Genomic DNA, 25,983 nt, shown 5'->3' with positions numbered 1-25,983 from the left:
CTTTTAAGCAATTTCGCTGCCGGATCACCAAGAAGCGGTCTCTTCTGACCCGACGGCAAAATAGCGGTTAGTTGGTGGTCGAAACCACCACTCCTCATGCGTACTGCTGAGTTGTTAGTCGTGCCTGATCACTTTTAACAACCTTTGCTCAACTTGCTACCTAGGGTCTGAAGGAATCCCCACTCCTAAAAACCCCCCTACTATCAATTATTCTTCCCTCATCATTTGTACGAGCCGCTCTCCACGGGCACTGCACGTACAGTTATCTAGTCGTTCCTTTTGGTTTGTTGTGTTTTATCATTCCTCCTATTCTGTCTCTCTTCCAATGTTTTTGGGCAACTCATTAGAAGATTGGTAACGTTTCTTTTTGTTGTGAAGGTAATTCGAAATGATCCGCAGCGGAATTTCTTTGTGAATTTGCCGATGCTACTTGTGATTGGCCCCTTTCTGCACGTCCTTCCGAAGACGGTTTCTTCGTCACCAGGAATCGGACATCCTCTCCCACTACTTCAGTGACAAATGCGCGGGTTCTGTCTTCACGCTCATACGAACGCGTTTGAATTCGTCCACTTACACCTACCAGAGACCCTTTACCACAATGTTTTACGGTGTTTTCTGCGGTACGTCCCCAAATGCTACAAAGAATAAAATCCGCATCGATGTCTCCTTGCTGGTTTTTAAAGCTACGATTGACAGCGAGAGTAAAGCTGGCTTGCATCCGCCCATCCCCTATCTTTCGAATATCTGGATCTTTCGTCAGTCTACCGACAAGTGCCACATGATTCACCTAGTTCCCTCCTCTCTTTGAATTGCTTTCATCATACGGACAACCTCCGGATTAAACAAATGTACATATTCCACATTTGGAGGTTTTTCCAATGCTGAAGTTGAAGTTTGAAATGGAATAATTTGTATCTTCCGCATGAAAATGCTTAGGAGAGTGCGCTTTTGAATTGTGTTCATTTGATGATAATTCGGCTTTGCCCATATTTCTAAGAGAATGAGCCGTATGTGGTATACTGGGGAAAAAAGGGGGATTTGGACGGGATGAAAACGTTTAAAATGATTTCCTTCGGTTTGCTGACTGGGGATGAAGCAGATTATTTGCCCATGCTAGATGGCATCATTATTAACCAAGAGAACAGCCACCGTATGTGGATATTAGAAATGTTTTTGGATATGGAGTATAAAGAACGCTTTGAAAAATTGAAAGAAGAAGAGACACACATTGAAGCAAAAGTAGTAATTTCTTACCCTGAAAATGAGCCTGCTGCCTTTGTTCTTGCGGTCGACACCGTCCATGAGATTGGAGATCGTGTTTCCGTCTTATTGAAAGGTCGTTTGAAGCGTCAGCGATCAGAATATGCGGAACAGTTGCTAAGTGAGTTATTGGATCTCGGTTTTGAAGGGCAAGCGTTGTTAGAACGATTCGAAAACGACATGCGCGCAAGACCTCGTTTAAAAAAGAAATAAAGACATGCAAAAACCACGGGAATGTTCAACCCGTGGTTTTATTTGCATGATTTCCCGCATTACTTATCTTTATCATCTTTCGGAGATCCACCGTTGCTACCAGTTCCTGCGCTATTCCCGCCTCCTGGTGTACTATTTTCTCCCATCGTACCGCCTTCTCCACTGCCAGTTCCTTCTAGCGTATCGTCTTCAACGCCATCGCGATTCATGACACCGTCATTCATCCCATCGTTCCGATCGTCTTCCAGTCCATCAAGATTCGGACCTGTTGTATCGTCAGGCGCATTGCCTTCCATATCCGGGGTCCAGTCACGTGCACGCTCGTCCATATCGTCGTTCAAGTCTTCCATCGGTGTCTCGTTTTTGTCTGGGATGTCGTCGTTGTTGGTACCACACCCAGCCAGTACGAAACCTGCAACAAGTGCTGCCGGCAATACTTTCTTCAACATGAAAAATTCCCTCCTTTCAAATAGCTATCCAACATAGCTTGGCTTGAAAAGAAGGAACTATCCATTATTTTTTATGCGTTGTTACGTTTTTTCAACTCAGCTTCGACGAATGCAGCTTCCGCCTTACACTCATAGAAATATTGTGTGTTGAGCGTCTCTTGCAATTGTTGAATCGTCGCAATCTGCTCTTCAGACGGCGGCTCACTTAGCACTTTTTGAATGACTTCATTGATACGAACTGCAATCTCCTCATGAAATTGAGTTGCGTGTTTGACGTCATCTGGAATTTTTTCATACCAAAGCGCTTTTTCGGTAATGTACTCGCTCCATCGCTTCATGAAGTCTACCATGTCATAGCGGTCCGGGTTCCATTCGATCTCCGTCATGTATTGTTCAAAGGTCTGTGTAATAGACCTCGTGATGCTGCTCTTTAGGTTGGGTGAAAGACTTTTGAACATTCTCGTTTAGTACCTCCCACGATGTACATGCTAAAGTAACTGCATGTTTGATTGGCTTGTTGTGCATAATCGCACTTGCCAAATTGTGTAAACACAATATATAAAATTTTAGCGGATTTTTCTTCCAAATGCAATTCTTAACTAAAAATCACTCTTTAGCACCAAGTGCGAATGTGATTTCCGCTTCACATGCAATCTCACCTTCGACAGTCGCTTTCGCTTTGCCTTTACCAATGGAACCACGCATACGTGTGATCTCCACTTCAAGTCGGATTACGTCTCCAGGAACAACTTGTCTCTTGAATCGGCAATTATCAATTCCTGCAAAAAAAGCAAGACGGCCTTTATTTTCTTCTTTTTGCAAAATCGCAACAGCCCCGACTTGCGCTAGTGCTTCTACAATCAGTACGCCTGGCATGACCGGATACCCTGGAAAGTGGCCATTAAAGTAGTTTTCGTTAATGCTTACGTTTTTTATCCCTACCGCACGCGCGCCTTCTTCAACTTCAAGAATTCGGTCAACCAATAGGAATGGATAGCGATGCGGAATGATAGCTTGAATTTGTTCAGCTGTCAGCATAGTGATTCTCCTTTTAGGGTTCCCTATAGTCTATAGTTACTTCTCTTTTCCACTCATGATATCAAAAATATGCGACCATGTGTCTTTTTGGAAGATATCGCTTGCAGCTCCGTCACCTAGCACGCTAAAACCAATAACTGCACCGAGGACCGCAGCAACTATCAATAACAGAATTACCAAAATGACGCGCACATATATAGGAAGAATGCGGATTTGTACCCATCGAACTGGCTTTGTCTCCGCCACTTCTTCCGTTTCCGTTTTCTCTTTACGCTTTGTCCGTGTTTTTTGTACAGCTTCTTCTTTTTTCACAGGTTTCGCTTCAGCTTTTCGCTTACTGCGCGTTACTTGCTCGTTGTTAGATGCGGATTGAACCGTTGCTGCATGGGTTGCCCGAGCTTCCGTCCGACTTTTTGCAGCTGGTTTATTCGGCTCAGAAGACGAATGGGACGGGATGTCTGTATTTCTTTTTTCATCTGTCATATCAATACTCCCCACTTAGCTCACCGGATATTATTGACCAGGCCGAGCATCTGATCAGCGATAGAAACCGTACGTGAGTTGAATTGATACGCTCGCTGGACATTGATGAGGTCTGTCATTTCTTTCTGATAGTCAACATTGGACCCTTCAAGAGCACCTTGCTGTATACCGACTTCCGTGCCATTTATTTCTGTTAAAATATCGGCTTCAGTTACATTTAAGTCTTCCAAATTAGCTGGAAGTGTCAAATGCGTCGAGGAAAGTCGCGTCATCAGGTTAGGACGCTCAATTAGAGTAACTGCCAATTCAGCTGTCTGCTCTGCTCCATTTGCCGAACTTGCAACTAGAGTGCCGTCCGATTTCAGCTGAACTGAATCCACAGGTCCATTAAACGTGATTGCATTGCCAGCACGATCTGCAACAGCATTTCCTTCGCCGTCAACAAGCGCCACTTGGTTTCCCTGACCTGGTGTAAGGTAGAAGTTCCCTTGACGTGTATACACTGTCTCAGGACCATCTGCGCCTTGCACAATCACGTTGAAATATTGCTTTGGTTCAGTAAGAGCGAAATCGAGATTTCTTCCTGTTTGTTGCAAAGTTCCTACTTTCCAGTTCATTTGCGTTTGACCTAGCATCGCACCAACACCGTAGCGTATGCCTTCAGGTGATTGTCGCGGTGCTGTATCCGCTTTGTCATTGTTGAATTGCTGATACAACATTTCCTGAAAACTTGCCTGATTGGATTGGTAACCATGTGTTCCTATATTGGATAAATTATTTCCGATGATATCCAGGTTGTTTTGCAGTTGGTTCATGGTATTGACAGCTGTTGTCATCGTACGAATCATTTAGTTTGACTCCTTTCGCTTAAGCGAAGCTTGCGATTATCCATTGACACGACCAATTTCCGAGACCGCTTTTTCCATACTGCGGTCATACGCTTGCAACACTTTCTGATTAGCTTCAAATGCTCGGTAAGCGGTCATCATATCCGTCATCGTTCGCGATGCATCTACGTTCGACTGCTCGATGAACCCTTGTTTAAATGAGTAACTGACCCCTTGAGCACCATTTGCGTCCGGCAATTCTTGTTGTGCATAAAACAGTCCGTTATCACGTTTCACAAGCATGTCAGGATTCGCGGCGTAGCTGATTCCGAGAGTTGCTGCTTCCATTTCACCGTATTTTATGATGCCGTCTTCCGTAACTTGAAAATCGTCGTTTGGCAATTGGATGCGCTGTCCATTTTGGTCAAGCACATAATTTCCAGCCGAAGTCGTTAAGTAGCCTTCCGGATTCAAAGCGAAGTTTCCACTTTTCGTATAAGCACGTTCACCATCTGATCCTTCAAGCGTATAAAAAATGGCGCCAGGTTTACCCGTATCCGTATTGACAGGTAATGTTCCGTCGACAAGTGCGACGTCCGTTGTCAGTTCTGTTTCCCGTAGTTGTCCTTGGGTGAATAGTGGCATGGTCTCTTGTAAATACGTCCCTGTTGAAAGGGCACCAATCGGATTCATGCCTTTCATTTGAAAGCTATTTTGGACTGGCACTTTCGTAGTTTCCAGGTTAGATAAGTACATTTCAGGAAATGATCTTATGGATGATTGATCTGTTTTAAAGCCTGGAGTATTGGCATTGGCCATATTGTTGGAAAGTAATTCTGTTCTGCGCTGTTGCGCAATCATTCCAGATCCTGCTGTATAAAATCCACGGAACATGTGCCCGCCTCCTTTTTAGGTGTGTTGCAAATGATCCAGTGGCTATGCGTTAAGATTGATTACGTTTTTTGTCTAAACTATTCAGCATAATGCCTGTCCCTTTAGCGACACACCCAAGTGGGTCATCTGCTATGAAAACTGGTACTTTCAATTCTTCTGCTAGCAGTTGGTCCAGTCCTCGTAGTAGTGCTCCGCCCCCAGTTAAGATGATGCCTCTATCAATGATATCGGCTGATAGTTCAGGAGGCGTTTTCTCCAGAACATTTTTAGCTGCGTGGAGGATCCAGGCAATGGATTCTTCCATCGCATTTGTGATTTCCTTTGAATGGACTGTGACAGTTCTAGGAAGCCCTGAAACCATATCGCGTCCACGAATGTCCATCTTCTCATCGTGACTGTCAGGGAAGACGGAAGTGACGGTCATTTTAATGGTTTCCGCAGTGCGTTCACCAATTAATAGCTTATGATTCTTTTTAATATGTTGGATAATGTCTTGATCGAACGTATTGCCTGCGATTTTAATGGATTCGGATGTGACAATGTCTCCCATGGAAAGAACCGCGACATCTGTTGTGCCGCCTCCGATATCAATAACCATGTTTCCACTAGGTTGATAAATGTCCATTCCGGCTCCGATTGCAGCCACTTTAGGCTCGGCTTCAAGAAACACTTGTCGACCACCTGATTTTTGGACAGCTTCTTTAATTGCTTTCTGCTCCACACTTGTAACGTCTGTGGGACAGCAGATCAAGATGCGCGGTTTAGAAAACCAGCCTTTGACGTTCAGACGATCAATGAAACCTTTAAGCATTGCTTCAGTGCTATCAAAGTCAGCAATGACACCGTGTTTCAATGGTCGCATTACCTGGATATTACTAGGGGTTCTTCCAATCATCAGTCTTGCTTCTTCTCCAACTGCTATTAATTCACGCGTTTTAGTATCGACCGCAACGACCGATGGTTCGTTCAGTAGAATCCCTTTTCCTTTTACATGTATTAATACATTTGCCGTTCCCAGGTCAATGCCGATATCTTTCGCAAACATCTCATCCCTGCCCCTTCCATTCTTTCAACCGTTTACATGCTCTCCTAACTTAACATTTTATCACAGTGTTCCGAAAAAGAACATAAAAAATCGCTATTTCCCGTGCTTTGTGACGGTTTGAAGCCTGTTAGTTCGGTTTATATCAACTGTACCAAAAAAACGGACTGCGTCAGTCGCTAGTCCGTTTCTGTTGCTGCTGATTCATTTAGTCTTCGTTGTTCAATTTTCCATTTTTGACGCGTGGCTTCACCGCCTCGTAAATGTCGTATCGATTTGTGATAGGCCAGGACTTTTGCAACTTCCTCAGATAGATGAGCATCTATATTAGGTAGACGCTCTGTCAGGTCTTTGTGTACAGTGCTTTTGGAATACCCCGTCGCTTTTGCGAGCGCTCTCACAGTGAGGCCAGTTTCGATGAGCAGGTTGCCGAGGCGAACGCAGCGCCTCCGAATTTGTTCGTGCACACCCTCTTCCTTTCCCGTCAGTCCATTTGTTCTTTCACTGTATGCGACGGAGCGGTGTGCTATTCCTTTGTATTGAGGTCTTCTTTCTGTTCGGGCACGTTCTCGATCACGTGTTGCGTTTTCTTCGACACTTGGTGCGAGTTCTCGATCACAGAGTGCACTTTACCAATCAACTCTTTGCACTTCTCCATCACATAGCTGAGTTACTCGCTATCGGGACACAATTCAACTGCATTAAGGGATTAATTGGGTGGTTATTTCAGTTGGATCAAGTCTGGGCAAGGGTGGAATGATCACTTTCCTTGAGTTATGATCACTTCCTGAGGTTTATGAGCACTTTCCACAAGTTATGATCACTTCCTGAGGTTTATGAGCACTTTCCATGAGTTATGATCACTTCCTATGATTTATGAGCACTTTCCGCAAGTTATGATCACTTCCTGAGGTTTATGCGCACTTTCCATGAGTTATGCACTTCCTGAGGTTTATGAGCACTTTCCACAAGTTATGATCATTTCCTGTGATTTATGAGCATTTTCCATGAGTTATGAGCACTTCCTGAGGTTTATGAGCACTTTCCATGAGTTATGATCATTTCCTATGATTTATGAGCACTTCCCTTGAGTTATGAGCACTTCCTGTGATTTATGATCACTTTTCATGAGTTATGATCACTTCCTGTGATTTATGAGCACTTTCCTTGAGTTATGAGCACTTCCTGAGGTTTATGAGCACTTTCCTTGAGTTATGAGCACTTCCTGAGGTTTATGAGCACTTCCCCCAAGTTATAAGCACTTCCAGAGATTTATAAGCACTTTCACAACTTTCACCACCATCACCGATTTTTTCGCACAAAAAAACCTGCCGGGAGATGGCAGGTTGGTTCAAAGAGTTATTTAAAAGGCCAAGAAGGAACGGGGATTCACAGCTACGTCGTCTTTTTGGACTTCGAAGTGCAAATGGACGCCCGCTTGTGGGTTCCATTCGTTTTCTGCAGTTTGCGCTAAGGCTTCACCCTGCTGGATCTCGTCACCCTCTTTTACGAGAATACCAGTGACGGAACGGTAGATCGTTTTCAAGCCATCTTTGTGAGAGATGACAATCTCACTGCCTTTGAATGGATCTGAGACAATTTGTTCCACTTTTCCACTCATCGCTGCGAGTACTTCGAACGGTTTGCCGTCGACTGCAATCGTGACGCCTTCGTTTGTAACGTAGGTCTGTTTAAATACGAGTAGTGCGTTTTCACGACTGGATGCGTCAGCTTTTGCATCATAGAAGTCTTGAATAATAGCAACTTGGTCAAGAAGTGCTTCGTCAAACGGATATTTCAGTTGTTCGTTTGATGCGTTTGTTTCCAATGTGACTTCTTCTTTAGCCTTTTCTTTGTCTACAGCTGCCTGCTCACCGGCGTCTGGTTTCGTCAATGCATTATATCCCCATACCATTCCAACGAACAACAGGGCGAAACTTGCATAGATAGATGGCCAGAACCAGTTGCTTTTCGTGCTCTTGTTTTTCTGAGAAGGGGCGTTCGGTTTTTTTTCTTCTCTCATTTATGATCACCTCACTCGCTATTCTCTGCAAGTTAAGGATTTTTTAAACATTCCTCTTTCGATTTTTCAAAAGTTTTTATTTCTGTACCTGTATAGTAGTGTTTCACAATCTGTTCTGCGGTCCAGCCCTTTTTAGAATAAGCTTCAGCTCCATTTTGGCTCATGCCAACGCCGTGGCCGTATCCTTTTGTAGTAATGTGGACAATTTCATTGGTCACATCGTACCCTATATTGAAGTCTGTAGATGGAAGTTTTAGTTTTTCCCGAACTTCGCGGCCGCTAGTTTCGAATGTGCCTGATAGTACGCTTTGGACACGCCCCGTCTCATTCCGGACGAGCTGGAGCGCACGAAAATCGGCTTCTTTCCATGAGGTGCCAAGCTTTTTATTCCACTCAGAAAGAGGCATATCGACAGTACGTTCCACTTCTTCAGATACAGTTTGTTCGTCGGGGCTTTCTACACTTTGTAGATATGGTATGGAATTGCCTGTAAAATTCTCAGCAGTTTCCGTTTGACCATTTGATGTAGAGAAGAACATGGCGGTAATCATTTGTTCGTCGTGTACGATCACCTTGCCTGCTGTACCTTCAACAGCTTGTCGAATTTTTTGTTCGTTTTCTTTGAAGTTTTTGCCCCAACGTTCTTTACGATCTTTTTCGTTGGAATAGACTTGTGCAGTAACATCACGACCGATCGGTTTTGTGCCTTCTGCTGTTTCTTTGAGTGCATAGGTGCGCGCTGCAATCGCTTGTGCTTTGAGGGCTTCCAGTGAGTAAGCGACTGGCATTTCAGACGCAACGACACCGATAATGTACTCTTCCAGTGGCAGTGGCTTGTCCTCTCCTTCTACTGTAATTTCGGTCTCACAAGCTATTTCCTCGGGTGGCTTAGCGTCTAGTGGTCTGTTGTACTTCAAGTTTAGAAGTACAGGTATAAAAAATAGGAAAATGATGAATACTACTAATAGTCGTTTGTCCATGTTGCATGGTATGTTCGTTTTCAATCAATTATGAGGATGTTTCTGACTTTCACATAATTGGAGTCTTTCGTGACTCAGCGACACCAATCGACACAAACTCCCAAATGCACCTAACTTACATTTGAATATAAGTAAACAAAAAAACTGCCCCTCGCAAAAGGGACAGCTCTCATCGATATTATGAATGCACGATTTCTGTGTCAGCTGTTTCAGATTCGCTAGAGACACGGCTGATGTCTGCACCAAGTGCCTTTAGTTTCTGGTGGAAGTTGACGTAGCCACGATCTAAGTGAATGAGTTCAGTGACTCTCGTAACGCCTTCAGCGACAAGTCCAGCAAGGATGAGTGCAGCCGCAGCCCGAAGATCGGTTGCTGCTACTTCAGCGCCTTGTAATTTTGACGGTCCGTTCATAATGACAGAACGTCCTTCGATTTTAATGTCAGCATTCATGCGACGGAATTCTTCCACGTGCATGAAACGGTTTTCGAAGACTGTTTCTGTTAATACGCCAGTACCTTCTGATTTTAACATGAGTGCCATCATTTGTGACTGCATGTCTGTCGGGAATCCAGGATGTGGCATCGTCTTCAAGTCAACCGATTTCAATGGATGTTGTGCTGTGATGCGAAGTCCTTCATCAAGTTCAGTAATGACAACGCCCATTTCCTGTAGCTTAGAAATCAATGCTGCATTGTGCTCAGGCAACGCGTTTTCAATCGTCACGTCTCCACCTGTAATTGCTGCCGCAACCATGAATGTACCCGTTTCGATACGGTCTGGAATGATGTGGTGAACTGCACCAACTAATTTCTTTACACCTTCGATACGGATAACGTCCGTTCCAGCACCGATGACTCTACCGCCCATTTCGTTGATGAAATTCGCAAGGTCAACAATTTCAGGCTCTTTAGCCGCATTTTCAATCAATGTCGTTCCACTAGCGAGTGCAGCTGCAGTCATGATGTTCTCAGTTGCGCCAACACTAGGGAAGTCGAGATAAATTTTTGCACCTTGAAGACCGTTCTTTGCTCGTGCTTCAACAAATCCGTGTCCAAACGAGATATCTGCGCCCATTGCTTCGAATCCTTTTAGATGCTGGTCAATAGGACGGGATCCGATTGCACAGCCACCTGGCATTGCAACACGTGCAAAACCATTGCGCGCAAGAAGTGGACCCATTACCAGAATGGATGCACGCATTTTACGCACGTATTCGAATTGCGCTTCACTCGTAAGCGTCTCAGTGGAATCAATGATTAGCTCGCCAATTTCAGGTTTATATTCTGTTTTTGCATATAAGCTTTTTAGTACTTCATTAATTGTGCGAACATCCGAAAGATTTGGTACTTCGCGGATGACATTGACGCCCTCAGTAGCAAGCAACGCAGCCGCGAGTATCGGCAACACTGCGTTCTTCGCTCCTTCTACCCGCACTGTACCGTGCAGTTGTCGCCCACCATTAATTATAATTTTATCCAAAACAAGCCCCTCCGACTCAAAGTTATAATTCGTTCTTAAGCGTGACAAGTTTACATATCCAAAAATCCATTAATTATACTAGTAAAAATCATCCAAACTCAGTCCATTGTACAACGACACGCCCTAGTTAACAAGCGCCATTGTGACCCTTTCCGACAAAAGATAGCTGTAGTCTAAATTATGTACAGGTGGGATGTCCTGTGTGGGTATTTTACAATTTCTTTATGACTGCCATATTACAAAGAGGTTACATTCAACTTTGTTCCCCAGTGCTGAATCCGGTAAACCTATCTCATCATATTCTAATGAAGTGATTCGTCTCATTGCCCCAGAGGCATCCGTTGTCTTTGCGGCGATAAGACGGATCATCCAAAGATGAAAGGAAGTCTCCCCGACCAATAGGATATGTCTAAAAAGAAATTTGATACTGAAGAACCGATGGCAATACTCAACAAAATAAATAATAATTGTGTTTGAAATACGCGATTTTTACGAATGATAGCTTGTGGTAAAATCGCCTGCAGGGCAAAAAATGATACCCCAACAAAAAAAATATGTGACCCAAGTGCTAGTAATGGATTGACGCCAAGTGCGTCCATAGTCATCTACTCCCGATGCGTACTTCTAACGATGAAGTACGTTTTTGGTTGGCGTTAAAAAAATCGGACAGAAGATTCTCCTCTGTCCGATTTACTCGTATCCGACTTACATGCCGGAAACTTTAATACGGTTAATGGCCCTACGTAAATTAAGTTCAGCCATTTGATGCTCCAGCTTGTTCTTAGTCTGCTGGAGTTCAACTTCTGCCTTACGTTTCGCAAGTTCAGCACGTGCTAAGTCAATGTGAGAAGCGAGTTCTGCACTTTGCGCAAGCACTGTGACAACATCCGGACGGACTTCTAAGAAGCCGCCGTTTACTGCCACGTGTTCTGTTGAATTGCCGTTTTTCAGACGAAGTGCGCCGATGTCAAGTGGAGCTACCATCGCGATGTGGCCCGGTAAAATACCAAGTTCACCCGTTTCGGTAACAGCTATCACCATATCCGCTTCTGTTTCGCTGACAGGGCCGTCGGGAGTGACGATATTAACTTTTATCTTCATAATTTCCCCTCCTGGTCCCTTTTATTAGACTTCTACGCCCATTTCTTTTGCTTTAGCCACAACTTCTTCGATGCGTCCAACAAGTCGGAATGCATCTTCAGGAAGGTGGTCGTATTTGCCTTCAAGGATTGCCTTGAAGCCTTGTACAGTTTCAGCAACCGGCACATACGAACCTTTTTGGCCCGTGAATTGCTCGGCAACGTGGAAGTTTTGTGACAGGAAGAACTGAACACGACGCGCACGATCAACGATCTGCTTGTCATCTTCACTCAACTCATCCATACCTAGGATTGCGATGATGTCTTGAAGTTCACGATAGCGCTGCAACGTTTGTTGTACTTGTGTTGCCACGTCATAGTGTTCTTTACCTACGATATCTGAGCTAAGTGCACGTGATGTCGAAGCAAGTGGATCCACCGCTGGATAGATACCCATCTCAGATAGTTTACGCTCAAGGTTCGTCGTTGCGTCAAGGTGAGCAAACGTCGTTGCAGGAGCTGGATCTGTATAGTCATCGGCTGGTACATAGATCGCTTGGATCGATGTAACAGAACCTTTGTTAGTTGAAGTGATACGCTCTTGAAGCTGACCCATTTCAGTCGCCAATGTCGGCTGGTAACCTACCGCAGATGGCATACGACCAAGCAAGGCAGAAACTTCAGAACCGGCTTGTGTGAAACGGTAGATGTTATCGATGAAGAGCAGAACGTCAGCGCCCTGTTCGTCACGGAAGTGCTCCGCCATTGTTAAACCAGTCAAGGCAACACGCATACGTGCACCAGGTGGCTCATTCATTTGACCGAAGACCATTGCCGTTTTCTTAATAACGCCTGAGTCTGTCATTTCGTAGTACAAGTCGTTACCTTCACGAGTACGCTCTCCAACGCCGGCGAATACTGAGATACCGCCGTGTTCTTGTGCGATGTTGTTGATCAATTCCTGGATAAGTACAGTTTTACCTACACCTGCACCTCCGAAGAGACCGATTTTACCACCCTTGATGTAAGGAGCAAGTAAGTCAACAACTTTAATACCCGTTTCAAGAATTTCTACTTTCGTAGAAAGGAATTCAAATGATGGTGCTTCACGGTGAATCGGATCACGTTGGATATCTGCAGCTAACGGCGCTCCAAGGTCGATTTCCTCACCAAGAACATTGAATACTCGTCCGAGTGTAACGTCTCCAACAGGTACTGAGATTGGCGCGCCCATATCTGTTACTTCTTCGCCGCGTCTCAAACCATCTGTAGAGGACATTGCAATCGTACGTACAGAATCGTCTCCAAGGTGCAAGGCCACTTCAAGTGTGAGCGTTTCCGCTTCAGCACCTGGGCGATTGATTTGGACTTTCAGGGAGTTGTAGATCTGTGGAAGTTGTCCGTCTGCAAAGCGAACGTCAACAACTGGACCCATTACCTGAAGAATTTGTCCTTTACTCATGCTTTTCCCTCCTGTCGTACTGGTACGTTCGTTTTCGTTACGCCTATTCGAGTGCTGCAACGCCGGCAACGATTTCAGTGATTTCCTGGGTAATCGCAGCTTGACGTGCACGGTTGAATACGAGCGTCAAGTCATCTATCAAATCAGTTGCATTATCTGTAGCAGTCTTCATCGCAGTCATACTGGAAGCATGTTCGCTCGCTTTCCCATCAAGGACCGCACCGAAAATGAGGCTCTCCGCATATTGCGGCAATAAGGATTCAAGAATCACTTCAGCAGAAGGTTCGAATTCATAAGATGAGCTCACTCCAGACGGTTCTAGATCAGTAAGTGGAAGCAATTTCCGTTCCGTCGGCTCGTTGGAGATGGCGGAGACGAAATGGTTGTAATAGAGATACAACTCATCGTAATTGCCTTCCGTGAACATGCCAACAGCTTTATTCGCGATGTCTTTTATTTCTTCGAACGAAGGGTGATCAGATACACCTACAAGGCTCTCTTCAACTTGGAATCCGAGACGTTTAAAGAAATCAGTTCCTTTACTTCCGACTACGAAGAGCACGATTTCATCTTTAGATGCATGGCGAGCTTCGATTGCACGCTTCGCTTTACGTAAAATGTTGGCGTTATATCCTCCAACAAGTCCACGGTCAGATGTGACGATAATGTATCCCGTCTTCTTGACTGGGCGAGTGACGAGCATCGGGTGTCCAGAGTTTTGAGAGACAGAAGCGATAGATCCGACTACTTCTTCAATTTTGTCCATGTACGGTACGAATTTCTTCGCGTTTGCTTCCGCACGGCTCAATTTTGAAGCAGAGACCATTTGCATCGCTTTTGTGATCTGACGTGTACTCTTCGTCGATTTAATGCGCTGTTCTACCTCGCGTAATGAGGCCATTGGCTATTCACCACCTTTTAGTTTTAGTCCCGTAATCCGTTACTTAACTTATTGTCCAGAAACCGCAAAGTTCTTTTTGAACTCATTGATCGCTGCTGCAAATACATCATCTGCAGGTAGACCTTTCGTAGTACGGATCGTTTCCAATACGTCTGTGTGGTTGCTTTCAAGCCAAATCGTGATTTCACTTTCAAAGCGAAGAATATCTTTAACTGGGATATCGTCTAGGAATCCGCGAGTTAGTGCGTAAAGGATTACGACTTGATGCTCAACCTTAACCGGCTTGTTCAAGTCTTGCTTTAAGACTTCAACAGTACGGTGTCCACGGTCAAGTTTCGCTTTAGTAGCTGGGTCAAGATCAGATCCAAACGCAGAGAACGCTTCAAGTTCACGGAACGCAGCAAGGTCAAGACGCAGTGTACCTGCAACCTTTTTCATTGCTTTGATCTGTGCAGATCCACCTACACGGGATACGGAAAGTCCAGCGTTGATCGCTGGGCGTACGCCTGAGAAGAATAGATCGGACTGAAGGAAAATCTGACCATCTGTGATGGAGATTACGTTCGTCGGAATGTATGCAGAGATATCGCCTGCTTGTGTTTCAACGAATGGCAATGCTGTGATTGAACCGCCACCAAGGGAGTCGTTCAATTTTGCAGCACGCTCGAGTAAACGAGAGTGTAAGTAGAATACATCACCTGGGTATGCTTCGCGACCTGGAGGACGGCGTAGCAACAACGAAAGTTCACGGTATGCAGCAGCTTGTTTAGAAAGATCATCATAAACGATCAAAACGTGCTTGCCTTGGAACATGAACTCTTCACCCATTGTAATACCCGCGTATGGAGCTAGGTAAAGAAGTGGTGCTGGTTGGGAAGCAGAAGCAGTTACAACGATTGTATAGTCAAGCGCGCCGTGTTCACGAAGCGTTTCAACAACACCACGAACTGTAGATTCCTTCTGACCAATTGCTACATAAATACAGATCATATCCTGATCTGCTTGGTTAAGAATTGTATCGATCGCTACAGTAGTTTTACCTGTTTGGCGGTCACCGATGATCAATTCACGCTGTCCACGACCGATTGGTACAAGTGCGTCAATCGCTTTGATACCTGTCTGAAGTGGCTCATCAACCGATTTACGAGCCATAACGCCTTGCGCTGGGCTTTCGATTGGACGAGTTTTTGTTGTGTTAATCGGACCTAGTCCATCCACTGGTTGCCCAAGTGAATTGACGACACGTCCAATCAATTCTTCTCCAACTGGAACTTCCATGATACGGCCTGTACGACGTACTTCATCGCCTTCTTTGATGTCTTTGTATGGTCCAAGGATAACGATACCTACGTTGTTCGCTTCCAAGTTTTGCGCCATACCAAGTACACCTGTGGAGAACTCAAGGAGTTCGCCGGCCATGACATTGTCGAGACCATGAGCACGGGCGATACCGTCACCTACTGCGAGAACAGTACCTACTTCGCTAACTTCCATCTCAGACTGATAGCCTGCAATCTGCTGCTTAATCAGTGTGCTGATTTCTTCAGCTTTAATGCCCATGTATGTCACCCCTCATCTTTCAAGATTTTAACCGATCAACGTACGCTCTAATTTAGCAAGCTTGTTGCTAATACTGCTGTCGAAGATTCGGTTTCCGATCTGAAGGCGAATGCCTCCGATCAATTTCGGTTCAATAATTGTTTGAATCTGAAGCGACTGTTTGCCAACTTTGTGAGCAAACGCGCTGGAAATTGCTGTTTCTTCCTGTTCAGTTAGTGGACGGATTGCATAGACTGTCGCTTCCGCAACACCGGATGCGTCGTTTGCTAACTGGTGGAAGTCTTCGAGAACGTTGCTAAGTTCGTCCATACGATCAGCATCAAGCATCACATATAGTGCATTAAGCAATAACTCTTGCGCACCAGGCAGGATGTTAGCAATCAATTCCCGTTTTTTGATCAATGACAGTTGTGGTAAGCTCATAAGTTCCCCGAAGCCATTGTTGTCGTTGAGTGCTGCTTGGAGCTCCCGAACGTCAGTATGAACTGCGAGTAACACGCCTTGTTCCTGAGCTGCTTTGAACAGCCCAGTTGCATAACGTTCCGCTACGATAGAACGGCTCATCGGCCTTCCCCTGCCTTCACAATCGTTTCTTCGATCAATGCGCGGTTATCCTCCTCGGATACTTCTTTGCCGAGTACTTTAGACGCTGCCATGATAGAAAGAGATACGAATTCTTCGCGGACAGCCGCGATTGCTTTTTCTTTCTCTGTTGCGATTTCGAGCGCTGCGTTGTCTTTCATACGACTCACTTCTGCGCGTGTCGTTTGAATGAGTTCCTCACGCTGTGCTTCGCCTTGCTTTTTCGCGTTTTCAACAATTACTAACGCGTTTGTATGTGCTTCTTTCAAAAGAGCACGTTGCTCTTCCAACAATTTCTGTGAGTCTAGACGACTTTGTTCAGCCGCTTCGATTTCATTTGCAATCATTTCAGCACGCTGATCCATAATCCCCATCAACGGTCCCCATGCGAATTTCTTCAAAAGAAGCATGAGAATTGTGAAGAATACTACTGTTGCAATGATATCACCTAAGTTCAGCCGTTGGTTCAGGCTGGATAAGAATCCTGAGTCAGCATTGCTTGACAAAAGGACGAAGGTATCCAAAAACACGATTGTTTCACTCCCTTCAAAAACTTACGTCTGATGTACAAACGTTTTGGTTAGAATGATTGGTTCGAGCACATGACATGCTCAATATTAGCTGACATAAACGAATGGCGAAGGATCGATCTTTTTCCATTCTTCGCCATTGTTTAAAGTTCTTATAAAGTGGTTAGATAAGAGAGGGAGTTAAACAGGCTGACAAGACCGCTATGCAGCCCAGGCCCTATCCATACTCGTTAGCTACCTAGATTGGTTCTGACTGAATTACTTGTTCATAACGATGAAAGCGATAACTACAGAAATGATTGGCAATGCCTCAACCAATGCAACCCCGATGAACATTGTTGTTTGAAGAACGCCACGTGCTTCTGGTTGGCGAGCAATCCCCTCAACTGTCTTTGAAACGATCAAACCGTTACCGATACCAGCGCCGAGTGCGCCAAGACCAACTGCGATAGCTGCTGCTAATAGACCTAATGAACCTGTCATAGTGTTATTTCCTCCTAGTATTGTTTGGTTTGGTAGAGCGTGTTCACCCGCATGCGGGCTTTATGTTTAGTGGTCCGTCGACACTTTGTGCGACATATAAACCATCGTCAACATAACAAAAATGAATGCCTGGATTGCCCCGATGAAGACCGAGAATCCTTGCCAAGCGAGTGCAGGAACGATTGCTCCGATAAATCCACCGAAGCTGCCCACTGCGAGCGATGCGAGAAGTCCAATCAGGATCTCCCCCGCAAAGATGTTACCGTAAAGACGTAGACCGAGTGTCAACGTATTTGCGAATTCTTCAATGATTTTCAGTGGTAGCAAGAAAGGCATTGGCTGAAGGTATGTTTTGAAATATCCTTTTGTGCCAAGCATCTTTACACCATAGAAGTGCGTCAAGATAATAACAGTTGCTGCCAACGTCATCGCAATGACTGGATCGGCTGTCGGTGATTTCCACCAAAGCACTCCATCCCATTTGATTGAGAAAGGCAGACCAAGCATGTTTGCAACAAACACGAACATAATAAGCGTGATGCCGAGTACGTGGAAACGGCCGCCTGTTTTCCAGTCCATGTTGTTTTTAATGATTCCCTTCACGAAGTCCATGACCCATTCCATGAAGTTCTGCATGCCTGTAGGTTTCATTTGCAATCTCCGCGTTGAAAGAACTGCAATGATGAAAACGACGAGACATGTGACGAAGAGCATCAAAATGTTTGCCGGGTTGAAGCTTATACCGAAGAGGACAAGTTCCGGATTTGCATGTTCCACGTTTCGTTCACCTCCCTTTTGTGATCAGTTTAAGAATGATGCTTCACATGATAAAAGATCCTATCGAAAAACAATAGGGCATATGGAATCATCAAACCAATCACAGTACTGATCAGATTGAAGTTTTCTGGCATCGACATCGCGATGGCGGCCGCAGCCACTCCGGAAGCGAAACGCAATCCCGAACCGAGCGAAACCTTTTTGCCCTGATCCAGTTTCTTGTCGAATTGTTCCATTCTACGGATAAGTATCCAAAAATTATACAATCCGAAGATTAATCCTAGCAAAAGACCAGCAAAAATCTCCTTCGCTCCCGTAAAGGCCCAGCCTAGTATCAGCAATGCGAGCAAAAAAAATAGAGCTCTCTTTTGCCTTGCGAAAATTTCCTGCATTGTCTGCATGGTAGGTGAGTCTCCTATTACGATAAGTTTAGTTAGAAACTGAAACGTTCGACTTTCCTTTTACAAGTCGAACAACGAGCGGGTTCGCAGGTTGGTACGCGTTGGCTTGTCCGAGATGTACGGCAACCACTTACTGATCAGATGTCTCGGAATAACCGGGACTAAGAATGGTAAGAAAAGTGCCGCCTGCTTGGCATTCACCAGGACACGTTGTCCAACGTATCGCACAGATGCCCATACTTCCTATGTGCGATAGGCTACGAGTGATGATAGAACTTAGCCAAAAAAATCAAGCGGTTTTAGCTGATTTATCTATGTATAAACCCTATCATTATTACCCTCTGTAAGCATACAATAGCGATATTTTGATGTCAATTGATTCCCGTGAAATTCTTCACAAACTAAAGGTACTGTCAAACAATCGTCACACTTTCATAGTAAATCGTTGTATTTCTGAAAATTAGGGAATTCCCTTAGTGGTTTCCTTTGAAAAACGTCGGGCTCATGGGTTTTATTTCCGAATCCAATAACCGTTCTCTTTAAGTTTTGAATATACATTCCCCTACAAGAAATCACTTGGTTTTCCTATCCTCTAGCAAATCCTCCATCCTCCATTTTTATAGCTAGCCCCTTTTTACTAAAAGAATAACTAAAAGACTTTGTTTTTAGTGTTAACCCTATAGAGTGTGGCAATTAGGTAGAATTTTTATACGCAGTCAAACAAATAAAGCAGAGGCGTGTGTGCCTCTGCTTTTCATGTAATCTATTTCGATTAGTTATTTTGTTCGTTCAGATATTTCTTCAAAGCTTCTACGATTCGTTCAGATGCATGTCCGTCTCCATAAGGATTGGACGCTTTTGCCATGGACTCGTATGCAGTTTGGTCTGACAGGAGTTCGTCTGCCAAGTTGAAAATTGTATCTTCGTCGGTTCCTGCTAATTTGAGTGTTCCCGCGTCGATTCCTTCTGGACGTTCTGTTGTGTCACGAAGGACGATGACAGGTTTGCCGAGAGAAGGGGCTTCTTCTTGGATGCCGCCTGAATCGGTTAGGATAATGTGTGACCGGGCAGCAAAGTTGTGGAAGTCCACGACTTCGAGCGGCTCGATTAAGTGAATTCGGTCGTTATTCCCTAGTAATTCATCCGCAACTTCTCGGACTGCAGGGTTCATGTGTACCGGATAGATTACTTGGATGTCAGCATGTTTTTCGAGTAAGCGGTTGATGGCACGGAACATGTTACGCATCGGATCGCCTAAGTTTTCACGACGGTGTGCTGTTAGTAAGACCAATCGGTCATCACCGAGTTTCTCAAAAATAGGATGGGTATACGTGCCATCGACAGTTGTGTGCAACGCATCGATTGCTGTATTCCCTGTGATGTAGATCCGGTCTTCCGGCTTTCCTTCATTAATAAGGTTCTGAGCCGATTTTTCCGTTGGTGAGAAATGAAGGTCTGCAAGGACACCCGTCAGCTGACGGTTCATCTCTTCTGGATATGGAGAGTACTTGTCCCATGTACGAAGACCAGCTTCAACGTGTCCGACTGCGATTTTGTTATAAAATGCTGCGAGACTGCCGATGAATGTAGTTGCTGTGTCACCGTGTACAAGTACGATATCCGGTTGTGCTTCTTTCATGATCCCGTCAAGCCCTTCGAGTCCACGTGTTGCAACGTCGATAAGGGTTTGGCGATCTTTCATAATGTTAAGATCGAAATCAGGTTTGATGCCGAACGTTTTCAGCACTTGGTCCAACATTTCACGGTGCTGCGCAGTTACGGTTACAATCGATTCGATGTCTTCTTCATGCTTTTGCAATTCGAGAACGAGTGGAGCCATTTTAATAGCTTCCGGACGCGTTCCGAAGATCGTCATTACTTTCCATTTGCGTTTCAAAGCGTTCACGCCTTCCCCAATTATTTGGTTCCGAACAAACGGTCCCCAGCATCGCCGAGGCCTGGAACGATGTAGCCATGATCGTTGAGTTTTTCATCAAGTGCTGCGATGTAAACGTCCACGTCAGGGTGTGCATCTGTAAATACTTTTACGCCCTCAGGAGCTGCAATGAGACACATGAATTTAATGTGCTTCGCTCCACGTTTTTTCAATGAGTTGACAGCTTCTACTGCTGTTCCCCCTGTAGCAAGCATCGGGTCCACGACAATCAATTCACGTTCCGATACGTCAGAAGGCAACTTCACGAAATATTCGTGTGGTTGAAGAGTTTCTGGATCGCGGAATAAACCGACGTGACCGACTCTTGCTGCTGGGATTAGTTTTAGAATTCCATCTACCATACCAATACCTGCGCGTAAAATCGGGACGATTCCGAGCTTCTTCCCTGCAAGTACGTTCGATTTCGCCATGCAAACCGGCGTTTCAACGTCTACTTCCTGGAGGGGGAGCTCTCGCGTGATTTCAAAAGCCATCAATGTTGCAACTTCGTCTACGAGTTCGCGGAATTCTTTTGTTCCTGTGTTTACGTCGCGGATGAATGTAAGTTTGTGCTGTATGAGCGGGTGATCGAATACGTGTACTTTAGCCATTAAAATCGCTCCTTTTACTTTGTCCAATACAGTATAACAGAATGATGGCGTGAACGGTTGTCTGGCGTGAAGTTTGGAATTCGCGGAACATTTACACGGTTTTATCGTGGCGATTCCGCTTTGTAATTCACTTGGGCCGGATTGTACGACACTCATCGGCGGTTCTCGATCACGTAGTGCACTTTACCAATCAAATCTTTGAATTTCTTCATCACCTAGCTGAATTTCTCGATAGCGGGACACAATTCAACTGCGTTAAGGGATTAATTGGGTGCGCTTCGCTTGTCGAGGGATGGGCTTCTTCGTTGTGATCGGACATTTTTAGGTAGACTACGCTTTCGATCAGTCACGGGAGAATGTCCGACATTGGAGGGAGGTTATTCATCACATATGGAATTTTCTCCATCACTTAGCTGAATTTCTCAGACACTTAGCGAAGTTTCTCGATAACGGGACACAATTCAACTGCTTTAAGCAATTAATTGGGTGCGCTTCGCTAGCCTAGGGAGGTCTATATAAGCCGCTCGGGTGAAATCTGGCATATCTTGGATAGTATCGGCCAAGTTCTAAATTGAATCGTGCATCTGGCGTGAGAAATCGGTCAGATTTTGTGAAGAATCGGCCACTTGAACGAATTCATAGGCAGTTACACACTATTCCACAGAGGGTTTATCAGCAGTCCCGGTTCATTTCTCTACCCAACAAAAAACCGCCATCTTAAGGATGGCGGCTCTGTTAACAATTATGCATACAATGCATGCTTATCAGTTAGTGCTTTTACGCGTTGTTTTGCTTCTTCTTTCACTGCATCGTCTTCGTGGTTCTTCAAGAGTTTCGCGATGATCGCTCCGACTTCTATCATGTCGTCTTCTTTGAAACCGCGTGATGTCACTGCTGGTGTACCGATTCGGATACCTGAAGTAACAAACGGGCTTTCTTTATCGAATGGAACCGTGTTTTTGTTGACAGTGATTCCGCATTCATCCAACACATGCTCTGCAACTTTTCCTGTTAAGCCAAGGCTCGTCAAGTTCAATAGAAGCAAGTGGTTGTCCGTACCGCCAGAAACGATGCCGATGCCTTCAGCAACAAGTGCTTCACCGAGAGCGACTGCATTCTTTTTCACTTGCTGAATGTATGTCTTGAACTCTGGCTGTAACGCTTCGCCGAATGCTACTGCTTTTGCAGAAATGACGTGCATCAATGGGCCACCTTGCACACCTGGGAAAATCGTTTTGTCGATTTTTTTGCCGTATTGCTCTGCAAATTCTTCATTGATCAGAATGAGTCCACCACGTGGTCCGCGCAATGTTTTGTGTGTTGTAGACGTAACGAAATGCGCGTGTGGTACTGGGCTGTTGTGTTCGCCGACCGCTACAAGTCCTGCGATGTGCGCCATGTCCACCATTAAGAATGCGCCGACTTCATCCGCAATTTCACGGAACTTCTTGAAATCGATTTCGCGTGGGTATGCACTTGCACCTGCTACGATCATCTTTGGCTTGTGCTCGAGTGCTTTTTGACGGACGTCTTCGTAGTCGATACGCTCGTCCTGCTCGCTTACACCGTACTCAACAAAATTGTACAGCTTTCCTGAGAAGTTGACTGGACTTCCGTGTGTCAAGTGACCACCGTGTGAGAGGTTCATCCCAAGAACGGTATCGCCTGGCTCGAGTACTGTGAAGTAGACTGCCATGTTCGCCTGTGCCCCTGAGTGTGCTTGAACGTTTGCATACGCTGCACCGAATAACTCTTTAACTCGGTCACGGGCGATGTTTTCAACAACATCGACGTGTTCGCAGCCGCCATAATAACGCTTACCTGGATAGCCTTCTGCGTATTTGTTCGTTAAGTAGGAACCTTGTGCTTCCATGACCGCTTCAGAGACAAAGTTTTCTGATGCAATCAATTCGATATTAGCGTTCTGTCGATTCTTTTCTGCCATTATTGCTTCAAAAACAGCACTATCTTCGCGTTTCACATTGCTCAAATCCATGTTCATTTCCCCTTTAGCGTCTATTATTCTTACTACCCTCAAAGCTTGATGCCCTGAGTTATTCGTACTGCGCTCGAACTCCTCCGATTAGTTTCGGACGAGTGGTTGCACAGGTAACGACAGCTTCACCAATCTGTTTAACGGATGTGCGAATCGGGACTGCAACCGGTTTCAATTGCATGCCAATCAAAGTTTGTCCAATGTCGATCCCGGCGTTTGCACGGACGGATTCGACGACGACCGCATCATCAAAATGCTCGAACGCATAAGCGGACATTGAACCACCTGCAGTCCGAACGGGCACGACAGAAACAGGTTCAAGTGCAAATTTTTCCGCTGTTTTCCGCTCGATTGTGAGGGCACGGTTAATGTGCTCGCACCCTTGGAAAGCAAGGTGCAACCGATGAGTTGCAGCAAATTGAGAGAGGGGTTCATAGAGCGCCTTCGCTACGTCGAGCGTCCCGGCTGTACCAATTCGTTTGCCTGCCACTTCAGAAGTGGAACAGCCTACGACAAAAAGAGTTCCTGGTACTGGGGTAGCAAGTTCCGCAAATTCTGCGAGTGTTTGTTCCAACTGCAATCTCCATAAGATATACGCGTCCATGTCACACCCTCACTTTCTTTAGTTATTTTCGAGTTCCATCAACTTTTCGATGCGGCGTTCGTGTCTACCGCCTTCGAAAGGTGTTTCCAGCCATGTTTGAACGATTTCGCGGGCAAGGCCTGGACCGATAACGCGCTCTCCCATCGCTAATACGTTAGAGTCGTTATGACCTCTTGTCGCTTTGGCGCTGAATACATCGTGAACGAGTGCGCAACGGATTCCATTTACTTTATTGGCGGCTATGGACATTCCGATACCGGTCCCACAAATGAGGATGCCTTTATCGAATTCGCCGGATGCGACGCCTTTAGTTACGGGTGCTGCGTAATCTGGATAGTCGACGGACTGGCCAGATTCCGGACCGAAGTCTTCGAAGTCAATGTTTAGTTCTGTTAGTAGTTGTTTGATTTCATGGCGTAAGTTGTTGCCGCCATGATCGGAAGAAATCGCGAGTTTCATGTGCGTCCCTCTTTTCATAATATACTTACAACTAATTCTATCACTGTTCCTAAAAAAAACACAGTGCGAAGTAATGTGATAGATTCTTCTGGTTTTCCGATAAATTTGGAATATGAATTTCCATACTAGACCGAATTTTATCCATAGAAAAAGCCGGCGCATGGCCGACTTTGTTATTGGGAAGTATCGAATTGGCGAATGACACCATAGAGGGCTTCAGACTGCCCTTTGAGTTCACTTGCTAGGACACTTGTTTGTTCGATTGAATGCGCTTGTTCTTCGGTTGCCGCTTGTACCTCTTCAGCGCCTGCTGAAGTTTCTTCTGCAATCGCTGCGACTTCTTGCGACTGATGAGCCGTTTGTTCAATTTTGCTGAGCTGATGTTCCACAAGCTCTGTAATTCCAGTGATGGAACCTGCCATATCAGTAACTGTCGTTGCCATCGCAATAATACTTTTGTTTGTTTCGTCTGCTCGTCCAGCTTCTTGAGCAGCGGTTTTCACTTGTGCTTCTATTTCTTTCACGACTTTCGTGACATCGGACTGTATTGTACTTACGAGACCGCCAATCATTTGAACAGATTTTGCACTTTCATCGGCCAGGACACGGACTTCTTCCGCAACGACTGCGAAGCCTTTTCCATGTTCTCCTGCACGTGCCGCCTCAATGGAAGCATTCAATGCTAGCAAATTTGTCTGATCTGCGATGTTGCCGACGAGTTGAACGATTTCGCCAATCTTTTGTGCATTTCTATCGAGGTCACGGATTGTTAAAAGGGAGTCTTCGCTTTGTGTGGACATTTCACGAATTCCACCTACAAGTGTCCGGTACGCATCGGTTGTCCGTTTCAATTCAGCAAGCATGTCGTTCGATTGCTTTGACGATTGATCGGCACGATTATTGACATCTGAAGCGAGTGCGCGGATGTCTTCCATCGCTTCGGCCGTCTCTTGGATCGCAATCGCTGACGCTTCCGCACCCGAAGAAATCTCGATGATTGTCGAAGCAATCGCATCTGCCTGATTAGAAGCAGACCCAGTTTCATTGTGTAAAATTTCTACGGAGCGTGACGTTTTTTCAAAATTTGTTTCAATCTGGCCAACAATTCCTCGTAAGTTGACAACAACTTGTTGGAACGCTTCTGCAACGGAACGGATTTCATCAGACGAGTTCGGTAATTCTATGTCCGTACCGATTTTCCCATCCGCAATCCGCATCGCTTCCTGTTCAAGTCGTTGGAGCGGTTTCGTTAAGATTGTACTGAAAAGCGCTGCGAGTACAGCAGACCAAAAAATCCCCATTCCATATGTCATAATTCCGAACCAGGTCGGATTTGCATTCGGGAAAAATTGAGGTTGTAAGAAGTTAATGAACACTGCACTTGTTGAATACGTCACAATCGCAAGAATCGTCACGAATATGACGAGTTTCCATTTCAATCCGAACTTTTTTTTCGTCTCTCTCATTTCTGTTCCCCCATTAACTTGCGCGCTAGCACATCGATCTGATCGGACAACTCTTCAAACGTCTGTTGATAAACTCCGAGATTCCCGCCAAAAGGATCATGAACGTCGTATTGGGCGGCTCCTACATACTCTTTCAATGTAAGTATTTTGTCAGAACCGTTACCAAAGGCATTTCGAAGCGTTTCTCGGTGGGATACCGTCATTGTAAGAATGAGATCTGCCCATTCCAAGTCCTGTTCTGTAAAACGTCGTGAGGTCGGCGTTACCGGCATTCCATTTTCCTCTAGTAGTAGTCGGGAATGATTGGATATGAAGGCACCATCCGTTGCATAAACACCCGCTGAACGAACCGAAACCCCTTCTAGTTGCTTCGATTTCAATATTCCTTCCGCTAGCGGACTTCTACATGTATTTCCTGTGCAAATAAAGCAAATATTCATCATAATC

At 45.1% G+C, this 25,983-nt stretch carries 30 protein-coding genes; 1 reads left to right on the top strand and 29 read right to left on the bottom strand.

Features of this window, described 5'->3' with window-relative positions:
- Nucleotides 1-343 precede the first annotated feature (343 nt).
- Nucleotides 344-787 carry a single-stranded DNA-binding protein gene (locus N693_RS19340; RefSeq protein ID WP_025785617.1) on the bottom strand — a complete coding sequence of 148 codons (444 nt, stop codon included), beginning with the start codon at nt 785-787 and terminating at the stop codon, nt 344-346.
- A gap of 260 nt (nt 788-1,047) precedes the next feature.
- Here N693_RS19340 and N693_RS0114845 point away from each other — a divergent pair, with 260 nt between their 5' ends.
- On the top strand, nt 1,048-1,473 hold the full coding sequence (locus tag N693_RS0114845) for a YwpF family protein (protein ID WP_025785616.1): 426 nt from the start codon (nt 1,048-1,050) through the stop codon (nt 1,471-1,473).
- A 59-nt stretch (nt 1,474-1,532) separates the two neighbouring features.
- On the opposite strand, the gene N693_RS0114840 is transcribed toward N693_RS0114845, so the two are convergent.
- The 28 genes from N693_RS0114840 to N693_RS0114705 form a co-directional block, all read right to left on the bottom strand.
- Nucleotides 1,533-1,922 carry a hypothetical protein gene (locus N693_RS0114840; protein ID WP_025785615.1) on the bottom strand — a complete coding sequence of 130 codons (390 nt, stop codon included), beginning with the start codon at nt 1,920-1,922 and terminating at the stop codon, nt 1,533-1,535.
- A 71-nt stretch (nt 1,923-1,993) separates the two neighbouring features.
- A complete protein-coding gene (locus N693_RS0114835) occupies nt 1,994-2,380 on the bottom strand; it encodes a hypothetical protein (RefSeq protein ID WP_025785614.1) in 387 nt (128 codons plus the stop codon).
- Between the two features lie 148 nt (nt 2,381-2,528).
- Complete coding sequence (gene fabZ / locus N693_RS0114830) at nt 2,529-2,960, bottom strand: 3-hydroxyacyl-ACP dehydratase FabZ (RefSeq protein WP_025785613.1); 432 nt, start codon at nt 2,958-2,960, stop codon at nt 2,529-2,531.
- A gap of 36 nt (nt 2,961-2,996) precedes the next feature.
- A complete protein-coding gene (locus N693_RS20025; RefSeq protein WP_081760243.1) occupies nt 2,997-3,443 on the bottom strand; it encodes a DNA-directed RNA polymerase subunit beta in 447 nt (148 codons plus the stop codon).
- 20 nt (nt 3,444-3,463) lie between these two features.
- Nucleotides 3,464-4,291, bottom strand: coding sequence for a flagellar hook-basal body protein (locus N693_RS0114820; protein ID WP_025785611.1), 828 nt, complete (start codon nt 4,289-4,291; stop codon nt 3,464-3,466).
- Between the two features lie 36 nt (nt 4,292-4,327).
- A complete protein-coding gene (locus N693_RS0114815) occupies nt 4,328-5,164 on the bottom strand; it encodes a flagellar hook-basal body protein (protein WP_025785610.1) in 837 nt (278 codons plus the stop codon).
- Nucleotides 5,165-5,213: 49 nt separating this feature from the next.
- The gene (mreB, locus tag N693_RS0114810) at nt 5,214-6,209 is read right to left on the bottom strand and encodes a rod shape-determining protein MreB (protein ID WP_025785609.1); all 996 of its coding nucleotides are present in this window, start codon (nt 6,207-6,209) and stop codon (nt 5,214-5,216) included.
- Nucleotides 6,210-6,385: 176 nt separating this feature from the next.
- A complete protein-coding gene (locus N693_RS0114805) occupies nt 6,386-6,673 on the bottom strand; it encodes a sporulation transcriptional regulator SpoIIID (protein ID WP_025785608.1) in 288 nt (95 codons plus the stop codon).
- 896 nt (nt 6,674-7,569) lie between these two features.
- Complete coding sequence (locus N693_RS0114800) at nt 7,570-8,229, bottom strand: M23 family metallopeptidase (RefSeq protein WP_025785607.1); 660 nt, start codon at nt 8,227-8,229, stop codon at nt 7,570-7,572.
- Between the two features lie 32 nt (nt 8,230-8,261).
- Nucleotides 8,262-9,209: a stage II sporulation protein D gene (spoIID, locus tag N693_RS0114795; RefSeq protein WP_025785606.1), complete on the bottom strand. Its 948-nt coding sequence runs from the start codon at nt 9,207-9,209 to the stop codon at nt 8,262-8,264.
- Nucleotides 9,210-9,387: 178 nt separating this feature from the next.
- Nucleotides 9,388-10,689, bottom strand: a complete 1,302-nt coding sequence (gene murA / locus N693_RS0114790) for a UDP-N-acetylglucosamine 1-carboxyvinyltransferase (RefSeq protein WP_025785605.1) — start codon at nt 10,687-10,689, stop codon at nt 9,388-9,390.
- Between the two features lie 365 nt (nt 10,690-11,054).
- The gene (locus N693_RS0114785) at nt 11,055-11,288 is read right to left on the bottom strand and encodes a DUF1146 family protein (protein WP_371257567.1); all 234 of its coding nucleotides are present in this window, start codon (nt 11,286-11,288) and stop codon (nt 11,055-11,057) included.
- 106 nt (nt 11,289-11,394) lie between these two features.
- Nucleotides 11,395-11,793 carry a F0F1 ATP synthase subunit epsilon gene (locus N693_RS0114780; protein ID WP_025785603.1) on the bottom strand — a complete coding sequence of 133 codons (399 nt, stop codon included), beginning with the start codon at nt 11,791-11,793 and terminating at the stop codon, nt 11,395-11,397.
- 21 nt (nt 11,794-11,814) lie between these two features.
- Nucleotides 11,815-13,230, bottom strand: coding sequence for a F0F1 ATP synthase subunit beta (atpD, locus tag N693_RS0114775; protein WP_025785602.1), 1,416 nt, complete (start codon nt 13,228-13,230; stop codon nt 11,815-11,817).
- Between the two features lie 43 nt (nt 13,231-13,273).
- Nucleotides 13,274-14,131: an ATP synthase F1 subunit gamma gene (atpG, locus tag N693_RS0114770; protein WP_025785601.1), complete on the bottom strand. Its 858-nt coding sequence runs from the start codon at nt 14,129-14,131 to the stop codon at nt 13,274-13,276.
- A gap of 48 nt (nt 14,132-14,179) precedes the next feature.
- Nucleotides 14,180-15,691 carry a F0F1 ATP synthase subunit alpha gene (gene atpA / locus N693_RS0114765; protein WP_025785600.1) on the bottom strand — a complete coding sequence of 504 codons (1,512 nt, stop codon included), beginning with the start codon at nt 15,689-15,691 and terminating at the stop codon, nt 14,180-14,182.
- Nucleotides 15,692-15,718: 27 nt separating this feature from the next.
- Nucleotides 15,719-16,255 (bottom strand): F0F1 ATP synthase subunit delta, encoded by a 537-nt coding sequence (locus N693_RS0114760; protein ID WP_025785599.1) that lies wholly within the window; start codon nt 16,253-16,255, stop codon nt 15,719-15,721.
- Nucleotides 16,252-16,803: a F0F1 ATP synthase subunit B gene (gene atpF / locus N693_RS0114755; protein WP_025785598.1), complete on the bottom strand. Its 552-nt coding sequence runs from the start codon at nt 16,801-16,803 to the stop codon at nt 16,252-16,254. The genes N693_RS0114760 and atpF overlap by 4 nt, the downstream gene beginning before the upstream one ends.
- 258 nt (nt 16,804-17,061) lie before the next feature.
- Nucleotides 17,062-17,286 (bottom strand): F0F1 ATP synthase subunit C, encoded by a 225-nt coding sequence (gene atpE / locus N693_RS0114750; protein ID WP_025785597.1) that lies wholly within the window; start codon nt 17,284-17,286, stop codon nt 17,062-17,064.
- Between the two features lie 66 nt (nt 17,287-17,352).
- Nucleotides 17,353-18,063, bottom strand: a complete 711-nt coding sequence (gene atpB / locus N693_RS0114745; RefSeq protein WP_025785596.1) for a F0F1 ATP synthase subunit A — start codon at nt 18,061-18,063, stop codon at nt 17,353-17,355.
- Between the two features lie 29 nt (nt 18,064-18,092).
- Nucleotides 18,093-18,464 (bottom strand): ATP synthase subunit I, encoded by a 372-nt coding sequence (locus N693_RS0114740; RefSeq protein WP_025785595.1) that lies wholly within the window; start codon nt 18,462-18,464, stop codon nt 18,093-18,095.
- Between the two features lie 772 nt (nt 18,465-19,236).
- Nucleotides 19,237-20,340: a non-hydrolyzing UDP-N-acetylglucosamine 2-epimerase gene (wecB, locus tag N693_RS0114735; RefSeq protein ID WP_037593441.1), complete on the bottom strand. Its 1,104-nt coding sequence runs from the start codon at nt 20,338-20,340 to the stop codon at nt 19,237-19,239.
- Nucleotides 20,341-20,381: 41 nt separating this feature from the next.
- Nucleotides 20,382-21,011, bottom strand: a complete 630-nt coding sequence (gene upp, locus N693_RS0114730) for a uracil phosphoribosyltransferase (protein ID WP_025785593.1) — start codon at nt 21,009-21,011, stop codon at nt 20,382-20,384.
- 742 nt (nt 21,012-21,753) lie between these two features.
- Nucleotides 21,754-23,007, bottom strand: a complete 1,254-nt coding sequence (gene glyA / locus N693_RS0114725) for a serine hydroxymethyltransferase (protein ID WP_025785592.1) — start codon at nt 23,005-23,007, stop codon at nt 21,754-21,756.
- A 58-nt stretch (nt 23,008-23,065) separates the two neighbouring features.
- On the bottom strand, nt 23,066-23,611 hold the full coding sequence (locus N693_RS0114720; protein WP_025785591.1) for a TIGR01440 family protein: 546 nt from the start codon (nt 23,609-23,611) through the stop codon (nt 23,066-23,068).
- A gap of 18 nt (nt 23,612-23,629) precedes the next feature.
- Nucleotides 23,630-24,070, bottom strand: a complete 441-nt coding sequence (gene rpiB / locus N693_RS0114715) for a ribose 5-phosphate isomerase B (protein WP_025785590.1) — start codon at nt 24,068-24,070, stop codon at nt 23,630-23,632.
- A 173-nt stretch (nt 24,071-24,243) separates the two neighbouring features.
- Entirely contained in the window at nt 24,244-25,536 is a 1,293-nt protein-coding gene (locus N693_RS0114710) for a methyl-accepting chemotaxis protein (RefSeq protein WP_025785589.1), read from the bottom strand.
- Complete coding sequence (locus tag N693_RS0114705) at nt 25,533-25,976, bottom strand: low molecular weight protein arginine phosphatase (RefSeq protein WP_025785588.1); 444 nt, start codon at nt 25,974-25,976, stop codon at nt 25,533-25,535. The genes N693_RS0114710 and N693_RS0114705 overlap by 4 nt, the downstream gene beginning before the upstream one ends.
- Nucleotides 25,977-25,983 lie beyond the last annotated feature (7 nt).

The sequence above is a fragment of the Sporosarcina sp. D27 genome (assembly GCF_000586555.1).
In the GTDB taxonomy this organism is placed as follows: domain Bacteria; phylum Bacillota; class Bacilli; order Bacillales_A; family Planococcaceae; genus Sporosarcina.
Note: the sequence above shows the minus strand (reverse complement) of the source record. Positions and strands in the feature narration are given on the sequence as shown.